This window comes from Bradyrhizobium sp. B039, assembly GCF_038965675.1.
Lineage (GTDB): Bacteria > Pseudomonadota > Alphaproteobacteria > Rhizobiales > Xanthobacteraceae > Bradyrhizobium > Bradyrhizobium diazoefficiens.
In genome coordinates this window covers 7,306,887-7,328,656 of record NZ_CP152416.1, presented here as the reverse complement: position 1 = coordinate 7,328,656, position 21,770 = coordinate 7,306,887, and the positions used below count along the sequence as shown (strand labels likewise).

Genomic DNA, 21,770 nt, shown 5'->3' with positions numbered 1-21,770 from the left:
TGCGGGACAAAACCGCGAGGCACCTCGTCAGGCGAACTTCGGCAGATGCAGCGGCAGGCCCTCGCAGGGCATATCGATCTCTTCGACTTGCCCCTTGCCGACTTCAGTCACGCGTAGCTTCTTGCCCTCGAGCGTGAAGGCACAATTCGTCGGCTGCGGCCCATCCAGGATCAGCCGGTCGACGACTTCACCCCGTCGGTCCAGCACCCTGACGTTCTTCTGGTTGTAGACCGTGCAATAGAGGCGGCCATCCGTGCCGAAGGCCATCCCGTCCGGACCTTTGAAATCGGGATTGGCATTCGGTTGCAGGACGTTGCCGAAGACCTCGCGTCTAGGCGAGGCTTCGCCGAGCACGTCATATCGGTAGATCTCGCCGGTGAAGGACGCGTTGGCATAGAGGTGATTGTCGGAGCCGAAAGCAATGCCGTTGGTGAAGCGGATCTTCCGATCGAGCACGCGTAGCACCTTCATGGCCGCCGGATCGATCTCATACACACGGCCGTCCCAATCAAGGTCCATATAGCCGTCGACGAAGGCCTGGCCGTTGATGAAATCTTCGGCCGCCATGCCGGAGTCGGTCAGGTAGAGCAGTCCGTTCGGGCCGAAGCAAAGATCGTTCGGAAATAGAAAGCGGTCCGTACCTTCGCCCTGCATGCGCCGGATCTCGTTTCCGCCGTCGTCGATGCAGATCAGCGCCCGGAGGCCTGCTTCCGCGATCCAGATCCGGCCGTGGCCATCAGTCGTCAACCCGTTCGGACGCCCGCCAGTCGTCCGGATCACCCTGCGATTGCCGCGAGAGTCAAGCCGTGTGATGCAAAGGGTCGACGCGGACATTTCGGTCACATACATCGATCCATCGGGCAGGCACACCGGCCCCTCCGGAGCTCCAATTCCGGTGGCAAACAGTCTCGACGCCATTTTTTCCTCCCGTTCTCCAGATTGCCGGCGCTCGTTACGAGATGACCAGGCCGCTGGCCGGATCGATCAGCACCACGCGATTGAGGTCGATGGCGAGGTTGATCCGCTCGCCATGGCTGCTGACGTCATGAGCCTGCAACTCCGCGACCGCATCGACGCCGCCGATCTTGATGGTGGTGAATGTACGGGTCCCCGTCGGCTGAATGAGGTCGACGACGGCCGAATAGGAGACCACCCCGTCGCGCGGAGGTCCGCCGCCAGCCCGGCTGAAGTGCTGGGGTCGAATGCCCACCAGAACTTCTTGGCCATCCGCACCTGTCCGCAATTTGGCTCTTGCATTCGGAAGCGTCAGCGCACCGCCGGACTGAAACACAACTGCGGCGCAGCCGCCGCTTGTCTTGAGGTCGCCGGGACGAGGTTGATCGACGGAGACCCGAGGAAGCCGGCCACAAAGCCCGTACGAGGCTGCTCGAACAGTTCAAGCTGAGCCCCCTGCGGAAACACCTTCATCCTGAAGCCGTCGGAACGTGATCCATCCGCTTCGCTAATCATGGCGGAATGGCTGAAGGAAGCCGGCCTGCCGGATGGCGTCTTCAACGTGGTGCAGGGTGATAAGGAAGCCGTCGACGCGCTACTGCATCATCCGAACGTCTCGGCGGTCAGCTTCGTAGGGTCCACGCCCATTGCGCAGTACATCTATTCGACCGCCGCGAATACCGGAAAACGCTGTCAGGCTCTCGGCGGCGCCAAGAACCACATGATCGTGATGCCCGATGCCGACATGGATCAGGCGGTTGATGCACTGATGGGTGCCGCTTACGGCTCCGCCGGCGAACGCTGCATGGCGATTTCTGTTGCCGTGCCGGTCGGCGAGGGGACCGCGGACAAGCTGATCTCAGCCTTGGAGCCGAAGGTTCGAGGCCTGAAGGTCGGGCCGGGTACCGATCCCGAGGCCGAGATGGGTCCTATCGTCACGAAGCAGCATCTGGACAAGGTCCGAAGCTACATCGATGCGGGCGTTGCGGACGGCGCGAAGTTGCTCGTCGACGGACGCAAATTCAAAATGCAGGGCTACGAAGACGGCTTCTTCCTGGGCGGGACTTTGTTCGATCACGTCAAGCCGAGCATGAAGATCTACAAGGAGGAGATCTTCGGGCCAGTGCTCTCGGTCGTGCGAGCACCGGATTATGCGACGGCCGCGCGGCTGATCAATGAGCACGAGTTCGGCAACGGGACATCGATCTTCACACGTGACGGCGATGCTGCTCGTGAATTTGCTCACCAGATCAAGGTCGGCATGGTCGGCATCAACGTTCCGATTCCGGTGCCGATGGCCTTCCACTCCTTCGGTGGATGGAAAGCGTCGATCTTCGGCGATCATCACATGCATGGACCGGAAGGCGTCCGCTTCAACACGCGAATGAAGACAGTGACAAGCCGCTGGCCAACCGGAATACGGGCCGGTGCCGAATTCGTCATGCCGACCATGTCATGACGGCTGCCGGATACTGCTTTTGTCTGTTCTCCCAGACTGCGAGGGCCATCGGCCCTCGTTCTTTTCATAGGTCATTCTAACGGCCTCTGTCTTAGAGAAATGCTCGAGCATGCCGCAGACAGTTGTGTTCGGCCGTAGCTCGAATGGCGGGTTTTGGCGCCCAAGAAACTTAAAAATGCTTTATCTTTCATTTGGGATTGACTGACACTCTCTCCGTCATTGGCGCGATTTTGTACGCCTCCGCATTTCGACTGAGGTCGACCGCGGGCGCCGAAAAAGTTGGGGTGCGGCCACGCATACTCGGGCCACAGCGACATACGCCTTGCGGCGGCCGATCTTGTCCGAAAGACTGACGAACACGACATACAGAGGCACGGTGATGATAGTCGCGCCGATAAGCATGTAGTTCGCCGTCAGATTCTCGACGCGGAGCACTTTGGCCAACAAGAAGAGCGAATAGAATTGACCTGTGTACCGGATCACGGCCTGCGCTGGCGCGAATTCAATTCAGTATTGGTCAAGCCGGTCTAACATTTCGCGCACACGAAAAGCGAGTTTTGCCTGAGAGATCGGCTTCTCTAATAGCTCGACGCCCTCATCAAGGCGCCCTTGGTGGACCACGGCATTTCGCGAGTAACCTGTCATGTACAGGATCTTGATGCCTGGGCGGATCTGCTGTGCGCGCCGGCCCATCTCCCGTCCATTGATTCCCGGCATGACGACATCCGTCAGCACAAGATCAACCTTCGGCTCTTCCTGCAGAAGGATGGTCAAGGCAGCCTGGGCGCTGGATGCCACAACCACGCGATAATTTAAATCTCGCAGAAGCTCAGAAACATATGCACGCAGGTCCGTATCATCTTCGACGACGAGTATCGTCTCCAGTTTCTCACCTTCCGGGCGAAACTCGTCTGCATTACCCTCGGCGGGTCGAGCATCTCCATGGTAGCGGGGGAAATACATTCTGATGCTGGTACCTTGGCCGACTTCGCTGTAGATCTTCACGTGCCCACCCGACTGCTTTACGAAACCATAGACTTGGCTAAGTCCGAGGCCTGTCCCTTGCCCGAGCTCTTTCGTGGTAAAAAAAGGCTCGAAAGCATGATTGAGGACGTCCGCGGTCATCCCGGTCCCAGTGTCTGTTACGCAAACGATGACATAATGGCCCGGGGAGAGCTCAGGATTCACTCGGCAATAGTCCTCGTCAGCTAATACGTTCATAGCCTCGACCGTGAGTTTACCGCCATCCGGCATCGCGTCGCGTGCGTTGATACCGAGATTGATAATGGCAGACTCGAGGTGGTTGGTATCAGCCTCGATCGACCAGAGACCCGCACTTCCGACGGTTTGAACTTCGATGCGTTCACCGAGGGTACGTTGCAGAAACTCCTGCAATCCATTCAGAAAAATATTCAGATTGATAGGCTGCGGATCCAGCGCTTGCCGACGGGAGAATGCGAGCAGGCGGCTAGTCAGTGCTGCGGCACGCTGCGCGCCGCGCTTGGCATTGGAGAGTGCCCGCTGAAGATTCGTGCTGTTAGTCAGGCCGCGGCTGTTCCGCTCCGCGGTCTCAAGGTTGCCAAGCACGATCATCAGGAGATTATTGAAGTCGTGCGCGATCCCGCCGCTGAGCTGGCCTACCGCTTCGAGCTTCTGAGAGGCGGCTAACTGCTGCTGAGTGCGCTGGAGTTCGTCCTGGGCCTGCTTTCGCTCGGTTACGTCACGCGTTACTTTTGCAAACCCAACCAATTCGCCGGCCTCGTCGGTGATGCGATCGATGACAACTGACGCCCAAAAGCGACTGCTGTCCTTTCGCACTCGCCAACCTTCAGCCTCGAAGCGTCCCAATTTGGCCGCTTCGGCGAGCGCCCGTTTCGGTACGCCAGTTTGAATATCTTCAGGCGTGTAGAAGCGACTGAAGTGCTGACCGATAATTTCATCCGGATCGTAGCCTTTGATGCGCTGTGCACCCGGATTCCAGGTGGTTATATTGCCGGCAGGATCCAGCTGAAAAATCGCATAATCGACAACAGCCTCGATCAATCGACGGTATCGTCGCTCGCTCTCCAGCAGATCGTTGTGGGCCTGCTGACGTTCTGTGATGTCGCGCGTGACCTTTGCAAAGCCGATCACCTGACCTTGCTCGTCGCGGATCGCATCCACGACGACTAACGCCCAAAAGCGGGTCCCGTCTTTGCGGACGCGCCACCCTTCGGAACTGAACCGGCCGGTCTCTGCCGCAATTTTCAACGCTGTTTGGGGAAGCTCTTTCGCGCGATCCTCGGGCGGATAAAACAATGAGAAGGACTTGCCGATGATCTCGTCCGCTGAGTAGCCCTTCAATCGCTCGGCACCGGAGTTCCAACTGCGCACGGTGCCATCTACATCGATCATGTAGATGGCGTAGTCCACGATGGAGTCGATGAGCAGTTGAAGCGGCCGCGCGTCGGCGACCCCGTCGAGCTTTGTTTGCAGTGTTTTCAACGGGTGGAGCGCTCCCAAACAGGTTCAACGTATTTGGATGCGGGATTGTTCCGTACACCGTGGCATTGTGCCCCTGTCGCCGTGGCCGGCCGAGCAATGCTTAAGACCACAGGATCGCAAGTGGTGAGTATCGCCGTCGAGGCTCCGGCTTGGCCGGGGAACCCTGCCCGGGAGCAGAAGTTTCCATAAATCAAAGGCGGCTCCGCCTGCGGCGAAACGGGGGTTGATATGGATGAGGAAAAGCGGTTGCTCGACGGCTGTGAGCTCCCGAGGATTTCCACCGGAAATTTTGGTCTAGATGACATTCTCGGAGGCGGCTTTGATCCCGAGAGAATGTATCTGTTTGAAGGCCAACCCGGTTCAGGCAAGACAACCCTCGCTCTGGAATTTTTGCTGGAAGGAGTTCGCGTCGGCGAACCGACCCTCTACATCACGCTATCGGAGACTGAGCAAGAATTGCGTCTGGTCGCAAAGCGTCATGGGTGGTCGCTCAACGGCATTACAATCTTTGAATTGATCCCGCCTGAGACCACGCTGGATCCGAGCCAGGAACTCACGGTGCTGCATCCGGCCGAGATGGAGCTTAGCGAAACCACGCAGATGATCTTTGACCGGGTCGAGGCACTGGCGCCGGCGCGAATTGTACTCGATAGCCTGTCGGAGCTTCGCCTGCTGGCACAAAGCCCCCTTAGATACCGCCGTCAGATCCTCGCGTTGAAACACTTCTTTTCAGGTCGCAAGTCCACTGTGGTTTTGCTTGATGACCTTTCATCACAGCAGAACGATCTGCAATTGCATTCGATCGCCCATGGCGTTGTGCTTCTTGAACAGTTGGCAATCGATTACGGCGCGCAGCGGCGACGCCTTCGTGTCGTGAAGATGCGTGGTATCGAATTCAAGGGGGGATTTCACGACTTCACCATCCGGCATGGTGGTCTCATGGTTTACCCCCGACTTGTCGCAGCAGAACATCATAAGGAATTCGACAGCGACGTCGTCTTGAGCGGCAATCCGGAACTGGACACTCTTCTGGGCGGTGGCCTTGAGCGCGGAACGAATGTGCTCCTCATCGGTGCGGCGGGCGTTGGAAAATCATCGCTGGCGCTTACCTATGCGATCGCAGCCGCAGCCCGAAACGAACGCTCCGTGATTTTTGCCTTCGACGAAGGACGCGGCACTGTGAGTGCGCGAGCGAAGACGTTGGGACTTCCACTTCAAGACGGGCTCGATAAAGGCTTGATCGATTTTCAGCAAATCGACCCTGCTGAAATGGCGCCAGGCGAGTTTGCCGACGCGGTGCGGAGCAGCGTAGAACGTGCTGACGCGCGGGTAGTGATAATCGACAGCCTCAATGGCTATCTCAATGCGATGCCGGATGAGCGCTTTTTGATTCTTCAGATGCACGAGCTGCTGAGCTATCTCAGTCATCGCGGCGCCCTGACCATCCTCGTGCTGGCTCAGCATGGCCTCGTCGGACCGATGGATACGCCGCTGGACATTAGTTATCTCGCCGATGGCGTGCTGATGCTGCGTTATTTCGAGTTTGATGGCAGCGTGCGGCGCGCACTGTCCGTCGTGAAAAAGCGAAGCGGCAATCACGAACATACGATCCGAGAATTCAAACTGAGCCACCAAGGCATCACCGTCGGACCCCCGCTAAAGGGTTTCAGTGGCATTTTCGGCGGTACGCCGGTGTACAAGGGGGAGGAGGCACCTTTGATGCCTCGGGACACCGATGGTCCGGCCTGAAACGCCAAAAGGCGTGGTTTTGGTCCTGATGCCCATTGGACGGGACGCGGCAACTGTTGCCAAGTTGATCGAAAGGGCAGGCTTACGTCCCGTGGTCTGCAACACGCTTCAGGAAGTGATAGAGAATCTCGAGTGGGTCATCGAAGTCGTGGTTGTGGCGGAGGAGGCGCTCTACGGCAATAATGCCCGCGTTCTGGAGGACTGGGTGGGCCGTCAGCCACCGTGGTCCGATCAACCCTTTGTCGTACTGACCAACCGCAATGAAGGTGGCAAGTTTGCCGCGTTCAGGCGGGAGTTGGTCATTCGCCTGCGTAACGTGGGCTTTCTCGAGCGCCCCTTGCAGGCCATCACGCTTCAGGCCACGGTACTTTCCGCAGAGCGCGCTCGAAGACGACAGTATCAAACTCGTGCGTACCTTGAGGCGCAGCGCGGCGCCTCTGCCGAACTGGAGCGTTTGGTTGCGGAGAGAACGGCTGACCTTGAGCGGGCGAACAGTCAACTCCGGGAAGAAATTGCGGGTCGCGAGCGGGCCCAGGCAGCGTTGCTGCAGGCACAGAAAATCGAGGCGTTGGGCCAACTTGTCGGCGGGGTCGCGCACGATTTCAATAACCTGCTTATGGCTGTCATCGGCAACCTCGACCTGCTTTCGAAAAAACTAGGTGAAGATGCTCGACTTCACAGGCTCCTGGATGGCGCCATGGAGGGCGCCCGCCGTGGCGCCACTCTAACACAAAGGCTACTCGCTTTTGCGCGCAAGCAGGAACTGAAGGCGCAAGCTACAGACGTCCGAAGTCTTGTGGAAGACATGATAGGCCTCATAGATCGTTCGGTGGGTCCGATGGTTCGGATCGAGCTTCACGCCGAAGACAATATGCCGGTCGTCGACGTCGACCCGAACCAGCTCGAAATGGCTCTGCTCAATCTCGCCGTGAATGCCCGGGACGCTATGATTACTGGCGGCGTCCTCACGATCGGGCTGTCCGAGCAAATTGTCGACATCGACGATCAGCTTGGTGTCCAACCAGGCCGATACGTGGTGCTCTCGGTGCGAGATACTGGAGAAGGAATGGACGCACAAACGCTGGCCCGGGCCGTAGAACCTTTCTTCTCAACGAAGGGAGTCGGCAAGGGCACGGGTTTGGGTTTGTCCATGGTGTTCGGCCTGGCGCAACAATCCGGAGGTGCCCTGCGGCTCGAAAGCACCCCCTCAAGCGGGACAACCGCCAGACTTTGGCTTCCCGTTGCCAGTGAAACGTCGCCGCCTTCCGGACGCGCGCCGAACATCGTTACCCAAGCCTCGGCGCCAGCGAAGATTCTTTTTGTAGACGACGATCTTCTGATCGCCGGCAGTACTGTCGATCTGCTGGAAGACCTGGGACATCAGGTGATTGAAGCGCATTCCGCCATTGAGGCGTTGCGGCTTCTTGAAAGTGGCTTAGCTGCTGATCTTTTAATAACCGACCACGCGATGCCAGGAATGACAGGAATCGAATTGGCCCGAGAAGTGCGCCGCCAATATCCTCGACTTCCGATCTTGCTTGCGACGGGGTTCGCTGAACTGGAAGGAAGCGAAGTGGTAGACGTCGCACGTCTCGCGAAACCTTACACGCAAGCTCAACTTGCGACGGAGATCGCGCACCTCCTGCCGAATGGAAGGGATGGCTTCTAATGCCGCTCAGCGGCAGCGTGCACCTGCCGGGTAGACGGATTTCGAGCCGTCCCTTCAGGTGGTTTGTGCGCGCGCCGTAGAAAAGCGGCGCTGCGGCCTTCCGCCGGGCGGGTTCATCGTTTCCCCCATTCGATGACGAGTGGGGGTAGTGCCTGAAACGCCGGGCCGTTATACGCGTTCGCTCAGGCCGCCTTGGACTCGATCTGGTGCACGTTGGCCTGCGCCGCGCCATTGATGGCGATGCGCAACGGCGGCGGCGTGAACTATGTTTTTTGGGGCCCGGCGCGCGGCGAAGTTCAGCTTGTGCTTCTGCTTCTCCCAACGGGCGTTGCTTACGAGCGCCCTCCAATGCGGCCCGCTCGGCCTCGATAGCCTAGTCGAACTAGCCCAGCGAGGCTTGATTGGTTCTTCAGCTTTCTCGCCCATGAGACCGGCTCGCTAGTCTGCGGGCGGGATCGGCGGGGCCGCGTTAAGAAGCTGCGATATCGCGGTTACGATCTGAGCAGGGGCAAAGGGCTTTGCAAGCAGTAGGCTGTTTGGGACGCCCTCGGACGCCCATTCCTCCCCGTGAGTGCCGGTCATGTAGATGATGGGCATCGTCGGATCGATCTCCCGGGCAGAGCGACCGACCTTCCATCCATCGAGCTTTCCCAGCAGGTTGATGTCGGTCACGACCGCCCGGAATTTGGATTCGTCGTCCTGCCTGCAAAAGAGTAATGGCTTCCTCGCCAGACGCCGTCAGGGTGGACGCAAAGCCGCCGTCTGAAAGAGCTTCTTCGACCATAGCCCGAATAAGCTTGTCGTCCTCGACGACCAGAATCTTAACCGCATCGGTCAAAGCCAATCTCCCCCTGGCTCCCTCGTCGCAGTCGCGCGGCAGGGTAAGACGTGGTGGAACAGTAAGTTCCATAATTGAGATCCTACTAGGGTATTTTCCAGCAAGGCCGCGCCAAGCACTAGACGCTAGGAAAGAGGTTAGGCGCGTAACTTATCATGCTACAAGCCGAAGGCGGGCCAGCCAGGGTTCGAAGGGACGAGTTCATGCCAACCCTCACGGGGACAGAATCCGTGACGTCTCCCGTCGCATCGACCGGGGCAACCAGACAGGAACTTCCGTACCGGTTGAGGCAACAGTCCTTGCTGGGCGAGTTCGGCCGAACCGCGCTGCAGACCCGCGACATCGGCCAGATACTCCAACGAGCGACGCAGCTCTGTGCCCAGGGTCTCGAAACACCTTTTGCCAAGGTCCTGGAGTACATGCCGGAGGAAAAACGGTTGCTGGTGAGCGCAGGCGTCGGATGGGCGCCGGAGACGATCGGCCAGATATCCCTGGGCGTCGATCTGGAGTCTCCCGCCGGCTACGCGTTCCATACCGGCCAAATCGTCATTTCCAACCACCTGCAGGAAGAAACCCGCTTTCGAACGCCGAAACTACTGTCGGAGCACGGCATCAAGCGCGCCATCAACGTTCTCATCGCGCGGGGCGGCGAAGGTCATCTACCGTTTGGTGTTCTGGAAGTCGACAGCGCTGACTCGGGTCAGTTCGATCTCGCGGATGCTGATTTCCTTGCCGGCTTTGCGGGCCTGCTCGGCATCGCCATTGAGCGGCAGCATGCCGACGCCGAGCTCCAAAAAGCCCTCGAGCACCAAGCCATGTTGACTCGAGAGATGAGCCACCGTGTCAAGAACAGCCTGGCGTCGGTGGTAGGCCTGCTCCGCGTCCAGTCCCGCAGCGCACAGTCCGAGGAAGTTCAAAACGCGCTCAAGGACGCCGCTTCCCGCATCACGACGATCGCCCAGGTTCACGACCACCTGTGGCGCAGCACCAGGATCGGGTTTGTCGATATTGCGGACTTCGCGGGCGAGCTTTGCAGGAAGCTGCAAGAAACGCTCGCCTACAAGATTGACTGTAAGTTCGACCACCTGATGATTCCGGCGGACAAGGCAATTCCGCTTGGCCTCCTGATCAATGAGCTTGTCACGAACGCGGCGAAGCACGCCTACTCCGACAAGTCCGGCGAAATCCAGGTGGCGGGCGCGGGGCGCGGAGCCGATTTGCATGTCGTGGTAGCGGATCAGGGCGTGGGACTGCCGGCGGATTTCGATATGGACCAGCCGCGAGCGAGCCTGGGCTTCAAGGTGATCAAGAGCCTGCTTGCCCAACTCAATGGACGCATCGCGGTCTCATCAAACGAGCCAAAGGGCACAACAATCCAACTTGATGTGCCGCTCGATTAGAGGAAGTTCCGTCCATCCTACATCCCGGACCTGTCATGGCTTCACGAACTGATAGGCGAAGCGATCGGTCTCGCCCTTGATCGAGGGATCGAACACCTTCATCGAGTGCGGATCGTCCTTGTTCGCGAGCATTGTGCTTTCCGCGTCCAGTACGAAGCCGGCCGCCTCCACCTCCTCGCAGTGAGATTCATGCACTCGTGGATGCCAACGGCCTGCCGGTCCGGCTGGCGCTGACGCCCGACGAGGCTCACGAGAATCGGCTTGCCAGAAAGCGACTATCTTGTCTGAAGCGCGGATCGATGCAGCTTTCTGACGTGGCTACGACGCCGACTGGATTAAGGAGCTCGCCACGAAGAACGGCGCATGGGCCAACGTCCCGCCAACCCGATCTGCTTCGCTCACCGTGCACCAAGATGGTGCACCATGTTTTGCCGGCGCCCCACTGACCCGACAGCAAGCCATGCCCCACCGCTGGCATCAGCCGTTTGATTAGCCATGCCTTGAGCGGCCGCGGATCTGCATCCCCGTGTGAATTGTGAATAAAGTGCGGCAACTTCGGATCCTGCCGCGACGCCTCATCGATTTCGTCGAGATCATCCTCAATATCGTCTTCGTCTGGATCTGGCGCCGGTGTCTCCGGTTTAGGCGAAATTGGCTTGAGTATCTCCCGCGGCGCGTTTCGACAATTTTCTCGGGCGCCTTCATGCCGTCGAGCAGCGGCAACGCCCTATCAGTGTACTTGCTGGCGCTCCTGGAGATCTCGCGGGAAGTCGACCCTCTGCGAAATAGCGGCCGGCAACCTACTCGTTGCGTTGCCACACGCACGCTCGATGTTTCAGCGAGCGCCGTTCTCGTTGCGAAAGGCAGCAATGAAATCGCAACGAATTGGGTGAAACGACCGTGAACAAAACGGGACGAGGACGATCACCACACCAAGAAAGATCAATAACTTAGAAGATGCTCACTGCGTTCGGGACGCCGTGGTCTTAAGCCATCAGATCGCAACTTGAACCGAATGTCGGTATCGGTGGTTGCGCCTCCGCAATTTGAACCTGCGAAAATCTTGCCCGACCAGGCCGAGAACTGCGCACCGCTATGCAACCGAGCTCGGCGAATTGCTTAGCTAGGTACCGTAGATACAGGCCCTATGAGAAAACTTTTCGGTCGCTCCGTCAGTACGGTTCAACCAGAAGCATTTCGTACCGAAGTCAGCAGTTCGGACGTTAAAGTGGGTAATTCCGCATCCCTTCTTGGCCTCGGCATCGGGATGGTGCTCCAGTGCCGCTCGTAGAATCACTGTGTCATTGGCGCCAACCCGATCGCCCACGTCGTACCGGTGAAGCATGTCATTCAAATAAGCAACGGCGTCACCTCTTTTGGCGAAGTGCAGTGGGCCGAGGTCGATCGGCTTCGCGGGCATGTGAAACCTCCATTCCAATCAAGCGGTAGAATTGCTGTCCACGTCGTCGAGCGGCAGAAGCCGCTCGCGTAGCTCGCGGACGATGATGACCGGGAAATCCATGGCTTCGAGCTGACCTTCGCGTTCGGTGACCCACGCCACGCATTCCTCCTTACTGAGATCGGTCTTCTCGTACAAGGCAACCGCGCTCATGCGGGAGAGACCGAGTTCCATGAGTGAGAGGAGGGTCCTCGACGAAATACCAAACTCAAGTTGTGTGCCGATGTCCAAGCCGTGATCAATCAGGTCCTCACGGTTGATCTGGCGGAGATGCATGTGCAGGACATCCATGTAGGCGGACAGATACTTCGGCGCCTTGAATCGCGCGACTTGCTCGACCAGCTCCATCGTGTTGCGGATCTGCACCGGAAGGCTGTAGGTCCTACCGGTGGTACGGTGCCACTCGATGTTCCCGCGGATCATCTCGGCCAACCTCAAGGACTCGGGCGCCTATCTGCTCACCACATTCATGCGGCTCGGGTCCATTTCGGCGGCCAGTCTCTCGAAGCGCCACGATGCCGCGTCGATGGCATATTGCCGAAGTGGAACGCGACCCCGCGTTCAACGAGCGGTGCAAGGCGGAAGTTGGGGCGTACGCCCTTCCGGGCGAGGTCGGCGAGCTGTGCAAGCTCCGGATCGATTGAGCCAGGCTGAGGCAGGAGCTGGCTAACCAGATCGGCGACATCCTCCGACTCTCCGGCGCCGTTCGTGTAGACGAGCGTTCCGCCTCTCTGGCCCGCCGCTGCGGCGATGAAGGCGAGGCGCTTCCTAAGTCCCGCTGGCGTGCTTGCGAGCTGGAGCGTTCCGACTGGAAGTGTCGAACCCTGCTGTCGGACGGTCAGGTTCCAGAGCTTCGGCTTGCGTGGGGTTTGGTTCGCGACGATCAGGTTCTGGAGAACGGTGGGAGCGTCGCTGTCGACGGCGACAGTCTGCACACCGTCGGGCGCGTCCGTTAGCAATGCCTCCGGGTTCTGTGTCGCGGGGCTGATGAATACGACCTTCAGCTTCGAGTTCGCACGGCTAGCCCGCTCTACGGCGTCCTGCAAGATCACGCCGCGTTGGCTGTCCTCGATTTTGTGCGCCTCGTCCACGATAAGCAGGTCAATTGAGAACGCGTCGCCGAGCACGTTGGCGAGAAGGTGCAGCCGCTCCTGCGTGGAGACTAGAATTACTTGCGCGCCTCCAGCGCGCGCCGCTTCGTACTTGTCACGGAGGGGAAGGGACGACACCTCGATGCGCTTGGTCTTGCCGAGAAGACCTTGGAGAGTGGTCTCGATCTCCGAAACTAACACGCGGGTAGGGGCGAGGTAGACTGCGACCCGGGTGTCACCCGCGCTTAGTTGGTCGATCAACCACTGAAGGACGAGAAACGTCTTCCCGGAGGCAGTGGGGGCGGACGCCGAGAGCCAACTTCCTCCGCCCGCATTGGCCAGAAGCGTTGCTGAAAATCGTTCACCTGCAGCCAAGCGCCGCTCGATTCCACCAGGATGGAACGGTCCATCTCGCGCCGCTGGGATTCAAGGCGCAGCGCCACACCTAGCCGTCCGGTCGAGACCGGCCGTCAGTAGGTGGCGATCGTTGGCTAGCGTGATGGCCCGGTAATTGGAGAGCTTGCCCAACAGGACAGCGCCCGCGTCCTTGAGTGCTTGATCGTCCGTCAGAGAGATCGCCGCAGTTGCGATCCGGAGCGCGGCCTCCTGGTCGATCCGTTGATCGGACCGCGCCAATATGCTGCCGGCGAGCAGCAGCCTTGGCCAATCGATCGCCACGGCAGAGGGGGCGGCGGGTTCGGGCACTAGGTTGTCAAGTTCGGTGCGCACGGTGAGTCGAATGATCGCATCGAGATCGTCGCGAATTCCTTCCTGAAGAAGCCACGACTGGAGACCGACTAGGCTCATTCCGTCTTAATCCCCATCGCTCTGAGAAATGCGGCGCGGAAGCCGTCGGCCGACGGCAGCGGGATGCAAAACAGCTCGATTTCCATCTGGTCGAGCTTCTCCGACTTGAGCCGCTCGCCGATCCTTTTGCTCCAAACGGCCAGTTCCGCGCGTGAGGCCTCAACGATCTCCTCCGCGATCGCCTTTACGTCATCTTTCGGATAGAACGGCGCGTCGAAGCCCACCAGGGCCACGCCGCAGTATTGGACCCGCTTGGACATCACCGACGACTTGTCAAAATACTTCTTCAGCGCGTCGGTGAGCGTCGCATCACTGAGGTCGGCCTTGTCGCTCAGGAGCACCAGATCGCGTTCCCTGTCGGTTTCCTCGTGTTCTGGTTCAATGAGGAAGGGAGCGAGTGAGGCGAGGCAGTCGCGGATCGCGGCTCCCGCGTCCTTGTAGATTTTGGATTCACCCCAGTAGAGCTTCGGGATGCCTTCCGGCATCACGCCAGCGTACACCCCATCGGCTCCATGGTAGTGTAGGCGCGTGTCTGTCTTGAGATCCATCTTGCACAGAATCTGAGGCAGCTTGAGGAAGCGCTCGGCCAATAAGAACAGCAGCATCTCGCCGCCCTCTCCGGTCTTCGCCAAATCGGTGAACGACCGCTTGGCGCGCTCGACGAGTTCGGCGACCGCCTCGGTGCTATTGTACTTGGCGTCGCGCGCTTTCGCTGCAGCGAGCTTCGAGCGCGGTATCGCATAGTCGACTACGGCGTTCCGCATGAACTCCGCCAGCCGGTGCGGCTGGACGCGGCCGTTTCCATCCACTGTGAGGCAATGACAGTGGATCTTGACCGAATGACCCTCGATGAGGACGTCGCGCTCCACCAACATGAGGTGAACGTCGAGTGCTTCCGGATTCCCTGTCAGCGCGGACGTGAGATCAGTCGCGGTGATGGTCGACAGACGGCCTACCCCCTTGTTCGTACGCCCGTCTGCCCCCAGACGAGTCAACCCATAATTGTAACCACCTAGACCTCCGCAGTCCATGTTCGGCGGGAATTGCCATCGAATCCGCGATGATCGCGAGCGGCGCTTTCATGCGCTGCGGACTAGACCAAAGCCTTCACGCGCGTCGTCGCTGTTGCTCGCAAGTCTAGAGCAGCATCGCATGCTCTTTACGAAAACATGCTCGGCAATAACGCGCCTGCCGTCTGCTCTTGGATGGTTGGCTTCTCGGAAACGACTGACCAAGGTAGGAGCCGATGTGCCCCTATTGTGCCCCCGCTTTTTTGGGGCACATTACAGGGGAAGCCAGCGACTAAATCATTGAATTCAGGTTTGAAATGGTGGGCGCACAAGGGATCGAACCTTGGACCTCTCCCGTGTGAAGGCCGGACCTGCAATTGATGCAATTCGCCAATTTCCCGCCAAGCTGCGTTTCCCCGTTCTTTTCCCGTGAGGCAATGAGCAAGCCCAAGGCCCAGCCGCTGCCCGCCAGACGAAAGGGCGACCTTCTGGGTAACTTCGCCGAGAGCGCCGCCATCCACCGACCGGCCGGCCTTTGCCCGCCTTTTGGAAGTGAGACCGGTGGCCAAGAACGGCCGCGAGCACGTTGTGCCACGCTCAGACGCTGCGCTGGCCATCCTCAACGGGTCGGGCAGCGGGACGGCCGCCATCGTGTCTTTTGCTCGGGCAAGGGCGGCTGTTCCGGATGGTGCAAGGCGAAGCAGGCCGCTGAGGGCGTGATCACGAACCGAGAGCGGAAGGTTGCGGAAAGCTTTCGCCGGAACTTGCCAGTATTACGAGAACGTGACAATTCTGCTACTCCGCTGATACCAATCAAGTTTACCGGTATGTAGCGAGAAGTTGATACACATGGGTAAATTAGGTCAAATCAATGGATCCTGTCAGAAATCCCTATGCGCCTGGCGCGGGAACTCCACCGCCGGAGTTGGCAGGCCGCACCGAATTAATATCAGAGGCGACTGTATCTCTGCGCAGGACTGGGATCGGGCGAAGTACGCAGAGTCCAATCTTGGTTGGCTTGCGGGGAGTCGGCAAAACAGTACTGCTGGTCAAAATCAAGGACATTGCTGAAGGCGAAGGCTTCCACACGATCTCCGTCGAGGCGCACGAGGGAAAGAGGCTGCCGGAACTCCTTCTGCCCGGCATCAGAAAGGCCCTTCTTTCGCTCAGCACAATAGCATCCGCGGTGGAGGCCGGCCGCCGCGGCCTTAGAGTGCTGCGTAGCTTCATCAGCAGTGTCAAAATTTCAGTCAACGACGTGGAGTACGGGTTGTCTATCTCGCCCGAGGTCGGCACCGCTGACAGTGGAGATATCGAGGCCGACTTGCCAGAACTGATGATGGCTCTGGGCGAGGCTGCCAAGGCGGCAAAAAAACCAATCGCAATCTTGATCGACGAACTGCAATACCTTTCGACTTCCGAATTTAGCGCGTTGATAATGTCTATTCATAAATTAAATCAGGCGTCATTGCCGGTAATCATGATCGGAGCCGGCCTACCTCAAATTCTGGGACTTGCCGGCACGTCGAAGTCCTATGCCGAGCGACTGTTTAAATTTCCTACGATCGGCGCTCTCGACGAGAAGGATGCCGTGAATGCAATTGTTAATCCTGCCCGACGAGAGGGCGTCGGTTTTGAAGGCGCCGCTGTTCAGCAAATTCTCAGCGTGACCGAACGCTACCCTTACTTTTTACAACAGTGGGCCCACGAAGCGTGGAATATAGCGGATGGCCACTCCATCAAGGCTAAGGACGTAGTAGAAGCGCATAACAATGCAATCAGCGTTCTGGACGAAAGCTTTTTTAAAGTTCGTTTTGATCGTTGCACGCCTTCCGAAAAGAAATACATGCGAGCCCTAGCAAATTTCGGGAGCGGATCTCACCGCTCGGGTGACATTGCATTCCTGCTCAAGGTGAAAACTGCAAGCGTGGCACCGACGAGAAGTAAGCTTATCAAGAAGGGAATGATTTACTCACCATCGCATGGCGACACGGCCTTCACGGTGCCGCTGTTCGACCAATACATGAAACGAGCGATGGAGTTTAAGTAGGGGACAATCTTACCCGAACATCATCCTTTTCCGAACGTCCGCTCCATAATCCGAAGGGAGGCCCGTGTGCCTGCCTATCTTGTTCGCATAATCAAGAACCGCGACATGGTCGGCATCTTCGTCGCCGACGACGAGGACGACCTCGCGTTCGTGATGGACGAGTGCACGGATGCGCCTGGATGCGAATACGTTGAGTTGCCCGCCGGCGGCATCATGTGGGAGAGCCCCGCAAAGCCTGTGCCCCTCGACGCAGGGGATCCCGAAGATGACACATCGCCCGTCGAGGAATTTCCATGGAATGGCGCCTCGCTCACCGAGGGCTGGTGGTACATCGCCTATGGGCTTGAGGACGTCGAGTGGACGCCATTCGAAAACGATATGCCTGTCCCTCCTCAGAGGCCGCCCACGCGAAGGCCATTGGGCCCTGGGCGGGTGATCCAATTTCGGAAGCGGCGCGGGGATTAGCCTGCTGATTAATGCAGGATCCTGGCGGCTTCGGCGAGCCAGCCCCCTCTCTCTCTCAGATTTTCAGATTTCTCGATTGCGCGTGCATGAAACGAACCGTCGAGGGCTCCTGCAAAAGCCGTTCGTTAATTGGGCGCAGGCGTCGCGGCGAATAAAGTTCAATTGACTGAATCCGAACACTCCGGCATCAGCTTTCGACTTTTCAATTTGCTGATTGGATAGAATCGTGGACTTGAAAGAAGTTTTGAAGGGCGGCGGCCAGAATGCCGTCATCAGCTGCGTCGCTGTGCTCCTCGGTATCGGAGCGATGTTCCTTTTTGCCGGTCCGAAAAGCCCCTCCTTCAAGGCGGGGGTGATGCCAAGGTGCGAGAGCGAGTTTGCTCGAGACCTCTTGGTCAGGGCAATCCAGCAGTCGCCGGCCGCACAACAAGGTTTCAAAGTTGTTCGGCTTGGCGAGACCACAACCTTTATGAACATGGCCAACAAAGATCAATCTGGCTACAAGCCGGGCAACATCGAACTCATGATCTGCGAGGGCAAGGTCTACACCAACGCAGGCGAGATGCTGACCAGCTTCAACATGAAGTGGATCGATCCTTCCAAGAAGGACGAGGTCTGGTTGGAGATCGCTCGGCTGGCGCCATAGAGTGCTGCGGCCAACGGCTCCCCACCTTTCAGCCGACCTCGAAGCAGAGGGCCGTCCTTTGCGGCAATAAGAAGGGCGAGCTTGGTTATCGACCCGTGCGCCAGTTGCGTTTCACCGTGCGAGCTCGGGGCACTGGCAACAAGTCCGCGCGGCGCGCCTCTGCGCTCGCCATCGTGTGCTTGTACCGGTCCGCCGAATCGGGGTCCTTCCATCGCCCTGTGCGCGTCAGCCCATAGGTATCTAGCCCGCCATAACGATGCATCCAGGTGCCGTACGTGTGGCAGAAGATGTGGAAGCCCCGCATGCGCTTGGGCAGAACTACGCCAGCCCGGTCCAGCGCAAGGTAGAGCATCCTGTAGAGCCGGCCGCCCTTGCAGAATCGGAACAGTTTTTCGTCGGGGTGACGCTCCAGGAACGGCACGCCAGCGCCTTGGCGCGACCGGCCGGCTGCACCGTTCGCCAACACCATCCCGGCGGCCTTGCGGGGGCGGGTGGGGCGCGGCGGCTGTTTCCGGAAGGCTTGCACCACGATCGGCGGCAGATGCACCGGGCGGGGCTCGCTGTTCTTCGTGGCGCCGAGATAGAGCAGCGCCTGGTCGAGCCGGAGGCCGCGGAGGAGGGCTTCCTCGGTGGCATCACCAAGCCGCATACCGGTGTAGAGCAGGGTCAGGCAGAACAGGCCGAACTCCGGCTCGATCTTGTGGGCCTCGGCCACGACGGCAAAGGCCTGCTCCGGCTCGAGCCATTCGGTCGCCTTCGAGCCGCGCCAGCCTTTCGGCCGACGGATCTTGCGCTCGATGCCAGCGTGCTTCAGCACGGCCGAAACTGGTGTGTGAAATTGCCGGTTGAGCGTGGTGGCGGGGGCTAGCGGGTAAACGCCCCGGGCGGCGTTATCGATCGCGATCTGATCGATTTCGGTGAGTGGCATGTCCCGAAGTGCGTGTGGGCCGGTAGCTTCGATGATCTTGCTGAGAAACTTGGCCTCGCCGCCGGCCTTGAGATATGCGAGCGCAGCATCCGCAAAGGTCGGGGGCCGCGGAGCCTCGGCTACTTCCGGAGCGGGACGATAGTCCCCGCGCTCGATGGCGTCCTTGATGTCCTTGAGGATCCGCTTGGCGACCCGCAGTTCAGGAGTACCCGCAGTTCGTTCAACGTAGATTCCGAGGTAGGTGCCCCGGATCGTGTAGTTCGGGCTCTTGCCTTTGCGCGGCGGTCGGAGGCTGAGGGGCATGGTTTTGACAGAGCGTCCTTGAGGCGGGCCAGGTCCTCGGGGAAAAAAAGCTTCCGCCGGCCTATCGTCCGGTAAAATGGGTGCGTGTGCAAGAAGTCTTGGAAATAGCGGCGAGAGACCCGAAAATAGGCTGCCGCCTCGTTCAGGGTTTTCGGCGGGTCGATCACGGTAGCTTCCATAGGACGGCTACGGCGCTGATCAGGGCGGACAGTACGCCGACCCCGCAGGTGATCCACTGCGCGCGTAAGATCGTCTTCCGACCGCGAATTTGGTCGGCCAGACTCTCCATCATGGAGTGGGTGAGGAGGTCGAGCTTGAGATGGACGGGATCCTGATCTGTCATGCTCAATTCGCTCCGGCTTCCGAAGTCATGAGTCTCAAGGCGGCTCCATACCCCTCGGCAAGTGCGCGCCAACCGTCACGCTCGAGGGCGGCCTGATGTTCCGCGCGTTCGGCTCGGTCAGCTTGTGCAGCCGATCGAGTGGCATTCGTCAGGGCCGCGTCGCGGGCTTTCTCAGCAGCCGCCAAGTTCAAGACGAGGCTCGCGATCGTGTCACGCAGCTCCTTGAGTTCGCGTATGGCGTCGCGCGCAGAAAGGGGCGGACGCGACTGGCCCGGGGCCAGAGCCGCCGCGTCCGCCTGCGATCCGATGTCAACGGGGGGAGCTGACATCGAAAGCCTATCGGCCTTTCGCCAGACGTGCGGCGAGGCGTTTGCTGAGCGAAGACACCTGATATGGGTTCAGGCCATATTGGTATTCAGGCTTTGCTCGATCGAGGCGCGTGAGAAGCCGAATAAAATCCGCGGCCAGTTTGCAGTCTTGGAGCGATGCCAGTTTGACTGAGCAAGCCTCAAAGAGAAGCGATGAGAGCAAAAAGCGGCGTGCGCCGGCGTCAACACGAAGGGCCCACAAACCAGACGTGCACTGATCCTCGAGAATGGCTTTCGTCTCCTGCTGGAGCCGTTCCAACTTGAAAACCTTTTGGCTCTTCAGATAGGGGACGTTGGCGTGTCCCTGGCCGCTCGCCTGGGCATCCTTGATCCGGTCGTCGTAGAAACGGATGATTTCGCGTGGAAAGCTGGTTTCCCGACCGGATTGGTCCAATTGAATGCTTGGATAGGGCAGCTTCTGATTGTCAGGCAACAGGGCTTCTTTTTGCTTGAGGCGTTCCTGAGCCCTTACGAAGCCTCGATATGCCTTCTGCGCATCCGAGAAAACGACGACAGCGGATGTTTTGCCTGCGCGCGCCTTACGCATGGCGCGCAGTAGCGCTGTGCTACGGGCCATCTTTTCCTGATAGAAGAGATCATGAAAAACGACTTGCTTCTTCAGCGCCGTGCTTGGCTCGGGATACTTGATTGGCTGTGCAGCGATAACCGGCGGCACGTTCGAAATGGGGCGCGCTGCAAAGTCCGTTTTAGAAGACGTACGCGGGAAAAAGACGGGCGGCGTAGCTAAAGCTTGAATTGTAGCCATGATTTTCTGATCCTATCCGGCGCGGGTATCGAGCTTGCGGAGCACTTCGGCCACGTTCCGCATCATGAATTTCAGTTGACCTTCGCCCGGCGTGAAGAACACGCTGCGCATTTCATCGCGGCCTGCGTAGGCCATCAGGTCTATGACCTCTTCGATAGTGCGGGGTCGGAAATTGACGATCTCGTCTTCCACCGCCGACCACGCCCTATGCGCCTTGCTGAGCATATGCTTGGCGTGATCGAGGCCGCGGGGCTTGTGCTGGTCTCGGACGGCGATCTGAGCATCCCAATCGGCCAGTAGAGCAGCGAAGCGCGCTTCAATCTCTTTGCGCTCGGCATCGCTGCCGACGCTCGCAAGCGCCTTCTGACGATCATCTTCGATCGCTTCGCGAGAGTGATAGAACCAATCTCCACCCTCGAGCTCGATATCAGGCTTGCCGTCCATGACGATCCGCGACGGCGGACGCGTGCCGCCCTTCACCTTCGGTGCGGGCCCGGCAGCCTCGCGAAATTCGTCGCCAAGCCGCTCCTCGCGCGGCGACCACTTCTCGACGTCGGCAACCGCGGCGCTGAGCTCGTCGATGAGGGTCGCGAGGCTCTTGCTCTTCGGCCTGCGATCGGCCGCGCTGGCGAGGCGGCCGGTGGGGAGAACGAGATTCGGAGTTGACATCACGCAGCCCTCCGCACTTCCGGCCAATCGAGCGTCCAGCCGTAAAGCTGCCCCCACAGGGGTTCGACCGCGGTGATGAAGTCCGACAGCAGGTCGGATTCCATGACGTTGACCTGCGCGGCCTCGTCGGCAGTCAGGTGCGAATGGTCATAGCTCTGGACGCCGCCGATAACGCCGAGCTGCACGGCAAGGATGCCGACTTGCCGTTGCTGACCGGGCGTCAGCCGGTCCCATGCGGCTGCGGGATCGAAGGCTTTGATTTCAGGGAAGGTGGGTAGGCGATCGTCTGGTGAAACAAGCATGTTGGCCCCG

20 protein-coding genes and 3 pseudogenes are annotated in these 21,770 nt (G+C 59.2%); 8 read left to right on the top strand and 15 right to left on the bottom strand.

What is annotated here, in order from left to right; genetic code table 11:
- Positions 1 to 27: 27 nt before the first annotated feature.
- The 3 genes and pseudogenes from AAFG50_RS34875 to AAFG50_RS34865 form a co-directional block, all read right to left on the bottom strand.
- Entirely contained in the window at positions 28 to 918 is an 891-nt protein-coding gene (locus AAFG50_RS34875) for an SMP-30/gluconolactonase/LRE family protein (protein WP_011084962.1), read from the bottom strand.
- Between the two features lie 34 nt (positions 919 to 952).
- The gene (locus tag AAFG50_RS34870; protein ID WP_231166575.1) at positions 953 to 1,210 is read right to left on the bottom strand and encodes a hypothetical protein; all 258 of its coding nucleotides are present in this window, start codon (positions 1,208 to 1,210) and stop codon (positions 953 to 955) included.
- A gap of 36 nt (positions 1,211 to 1,246) precedes the next feature.
- Positions 1,247 to 1,291, bottom strand: a pseudogene (locus AAFG50_RS34865) (hypothetical protein); the annotation flags it as partial.
- Between the two features lie 120 nt (positions 1,292 to 1,411).
- Here AAFG50_RS34865 and mmsA point away from each other — a divergent pair.
- Positions 1,412 to 2,413, top strand: a pseudogene (gene mmsA / locus AAFG50_RS34860) (CoA-acylating methylmalonate-semialdehyde dehydrogenase); the annotation flags it as partial.
- A gap of 507 nt (positions 2,414 to 2,920) precedes the next feature.
- On the opposite strand, the gene AAFG50_RS34855 reads toward mmsA, so the two are convergent.
- Complete coding sequence (locus AAFG50_RS34855; RefSeq protein ID WP_231166574.1) at positions 2,921 to 4,897, bottom strand: PAS domain-containing sensor histidine kinase; 1,977 nt, start codon at positions 4,895 to 4,897, stop codon at positions 2,921 to 2,923.
- Positions 4,898 to 5,125: 228 nt separating this feature from the next.
- On the opposite strand from AAFG50_RS34855, the gene AAFG50_RS34850 reads away from it, so the two are divergent.
- Positions 5,126 to 6,646 (top strand): ATPase domain-containing protein, encoded by a 1,521-nt coding sequence (locus tag AAFG50_RS34850; RefSeq protein WP_018646982.1) that lies wholly within the window; start codon positions 5,126 to 5,128, stop codon positions 6,644 to 6,646.
- Positions 6,633 to 8,315, top strand: coding sequence for an ATP-binding protein (locus AAFG50_RS34845; protein WP_014497707.1), 1,683 nt, complete (start codon positions 6,633 to 6,635; stop codon positions 8,313 to 8,315). The genes AAFG50_RS34850 and AAFG50_RS34845 overlap by 14 nt, the downstream gene beginning before the upstream one ends.
- A 438-nt stretch (positions 8,316 to 8,753) precedes the next feature.
- Here the strand turns inward: AAFG50_RS34845 and AAFG50_RS34840 are convergent, their stop codons facing one another.
- Positions 8,754 to 8,987, bottom strand: coding sequence for a hypothetical protein (locus AAFG50_RS34840; RefSeq protein ID WP_014497706.1), 234 nt, complete (start codon positions 8,985 to 8,987; stop codon positions 8,754 to 8,756).
- A gap of 321 nt (positions 8,988 to 9,308) precedes the next feature.
- Between AAFG50_RS34840 and AAFG50_RS34835 the strand changes: the two genes are divergently transcribed.
- Both AAFG50_RS34835 and AAFG50_RS34830 read left to right on the top strand, forming a co-directional pair.
- Entirely contained in the window at positions 9,309 to 10,553 is a 1,245-nt protein-coding gene (locus AAFG50_RS34835) for a histidine kinase dimerization/phosphoacceptor domain -containing protein (protein ID WP_011084970.1), read from the top strand.
- 179 nt (positions 10,554 to 10,732) lie between these two features.
- Positions 10,733 to 10,935, top strand: a pseudogene (locus tag AAFG50_RS34830) (transposase); the annotation flags it as partial.
- Positions 10,936 to 11,676: 741 nt separating this feature from the next.
- Here AAFG50_RS34830 and AAFG50_RS34825 read toward each other — a convergent pair.
- The 5 genes from AAFG50_RS34825 to AAFG50_RS34805 are packed head-to-tail and all read right to left on the bottom strand — an operon-like array spanning position 11,677 to position 14,905.
- A complete protein-coding gene (locus AAFG50_RS34825; RefSeq protein WP_018646984.1) occupies positions 11,677 to 11,973 on the bottom strand; it encodes a DCL family protein in 297 nt (98 codons plus the stop codon).
- A gap of 18 nt (positions 11,974 to 11,991) precedes the next feature.
- Entirely contained in the window at positions 11,992 to 12,435 is a 444-nt protein-coding gene (locus AAFG50_RS34820) for a hypothetical protein (protein ID WP_026312617.1), read from the bottom strand.
- Between the two features lie 44 nt (positions 12,436 to 12,479).
- A complete protein-coding gene (locus AAFG50_RS34815; protein ID WP_014497703.1) occupies positions 12,480 to 13,478 on the bottom strand; it encodes a DEAD/DEAH box helicase in 999 nt (332 codons plus the stop codon).
- Positions 13,479 to 13,529: 51 nt separating this feature from the next.
- Entirely contained in the window at positions 13,530 to 13,910 is a 381-nt protein-coding gene (locus AAFG50_RS34810; protein ID WP_011084976.1) for a hypothetical protein, read from the bottom strand.
- The gene (locus AAFG50_RS34805; protein WP_231088509.1) at positions 13,907 to 14,905 is read right to left on the bottom strand and encodes a DUF1837 domain-containing protein; all 999 of its coding nucleotides are present in this window, start codon (positions 14,903 to 14,905) and stop codon (positions 13,907 to 13,909) included. The genes AAFG50_RS34810 and AAFG50_RS34805 overlap by 4 nt, the downstream gene beginning before the upstream one ends.
- Positions 14,906 to 15,791: 886 nt before the next feature.
- Between AAFG50_RS34805 and AAFG50_RS34800 the strand changes: the two genes are divergently transcribed.
- The 3 genes from AAFG50_RS34800 to AAFG50_RS34790 all read left to right on the top strand — a co-directional run bounded on the left by AAFG50_RS34800 (position 15,792) and on the right by AAFG50_RS34790 (position 18,081).
- Positions 15,792 to 16,970 carry an AAA family ATPase gene (locus AAFG50_RS34800; protein ID WP_342714079.1) on the top strand — a complete coding sequence of 393 codons (1,179 nt, stop codon included), beginning with the start codon at positions 15,792 to 15,794 and terminating at the stop codon, positions 16,968 to 16,970.
- A gap of 66 nt (positions 16,971 to 17,036) precedes the next feature.
- Positions 17,037 to 17,435, top strand: coding sequence for a hypothetical protein (locus AAFG50_RS34795; protein WP_342714078.1), 399 nt, complete (start codon positions 17,037 to 17,039; stop codon positions 17,433 to 17,435).
- A 226-nt stretch (positions 17,436 to 17,661) separates the two neighbouring features.
- The gene (locus AAFG50_RS34790) at positions 17,662 to 18,081 is read left to right on the top strand and encodes a hypothetical protein (protein WP_342714077.1); all 420 of its coding nucleotides are present in this window, start codon (positions 17,662 to 17,664) and stop codon (positions 18,079 to 18,081) included.
- Between the two features lie 85 nt (positions 18,082 to 18,166).
- Here the strand turns inward: AAFG50_RS34790 and AAFG50_RS34785 are convergent, their stop codons facing one another.
- From AAFG50_RS34785 to AAFG50_RS34765, 5 genes are all read right to left on the bottom strand, one after another.
- Positions 18,167 to 19,312, bottom strand: a complete 1,146-nt coding sequence (locus tag AAFG50_RS34785; RefSeq protein ID WP_342714076.1) for a site-specific integrase — start codon at positions 19,310 to 19,312, stop codon at positions 18,167 to 18,169.
- Positions 19,313 to 19,475: 163 nt separating this feature from the next.
- Positions 19,476 to 19,655: a hypothetical protein gene (locus AAFG50_RS34780; protein WP_342714075.1), complete on the bottom strand. Its 180-nt coding sequence runs from the start codon at positions 19,653 to 19,655 to the stop codon at positions 19,476 to 19,478.
- A gap of 336 nt (positions 19,656 to 19,991) precedes the next feature.
- Positions 19,992 to 20,789, bottom strand: a complete 798-nt coding sequence (locus AAFG50_RS34775; protein WP_342714074.1) for a hypothetical protein — start codon at positions 20,787 to 20,789, stop codon at positions 19,992 to 19,994.
- 12 nt (positions 20,790 to 20,801) lie between these two features.
- Entirely contained in the window at positions 20,802 to 21,458 is a 657-nt protein-coding gene (locus tag AAFG50_RS34770) for a hypothetical protein (protein ID WP_342714073.1), read from the bottom strand.
- The gene (locus AAFG50_RS34765) at positions 21,458 to 21,760 is read right to left on the bottom strand and encodes a hypothetical protein (RefSeq protein ID WP_342714072.1); all 303 of its coding nucleotides are present in this window, start codon (positions 21,758 to 21,760) and stop codon (positions 21,458 to 21,460) included. Before AAFG50_RS34765 ends, AAFG50_RS34770 begins: the two co-directional genes overlap by 1 nt.
- Positions 21,761 to 21,770: the final 10 nt, after the last annotated feature.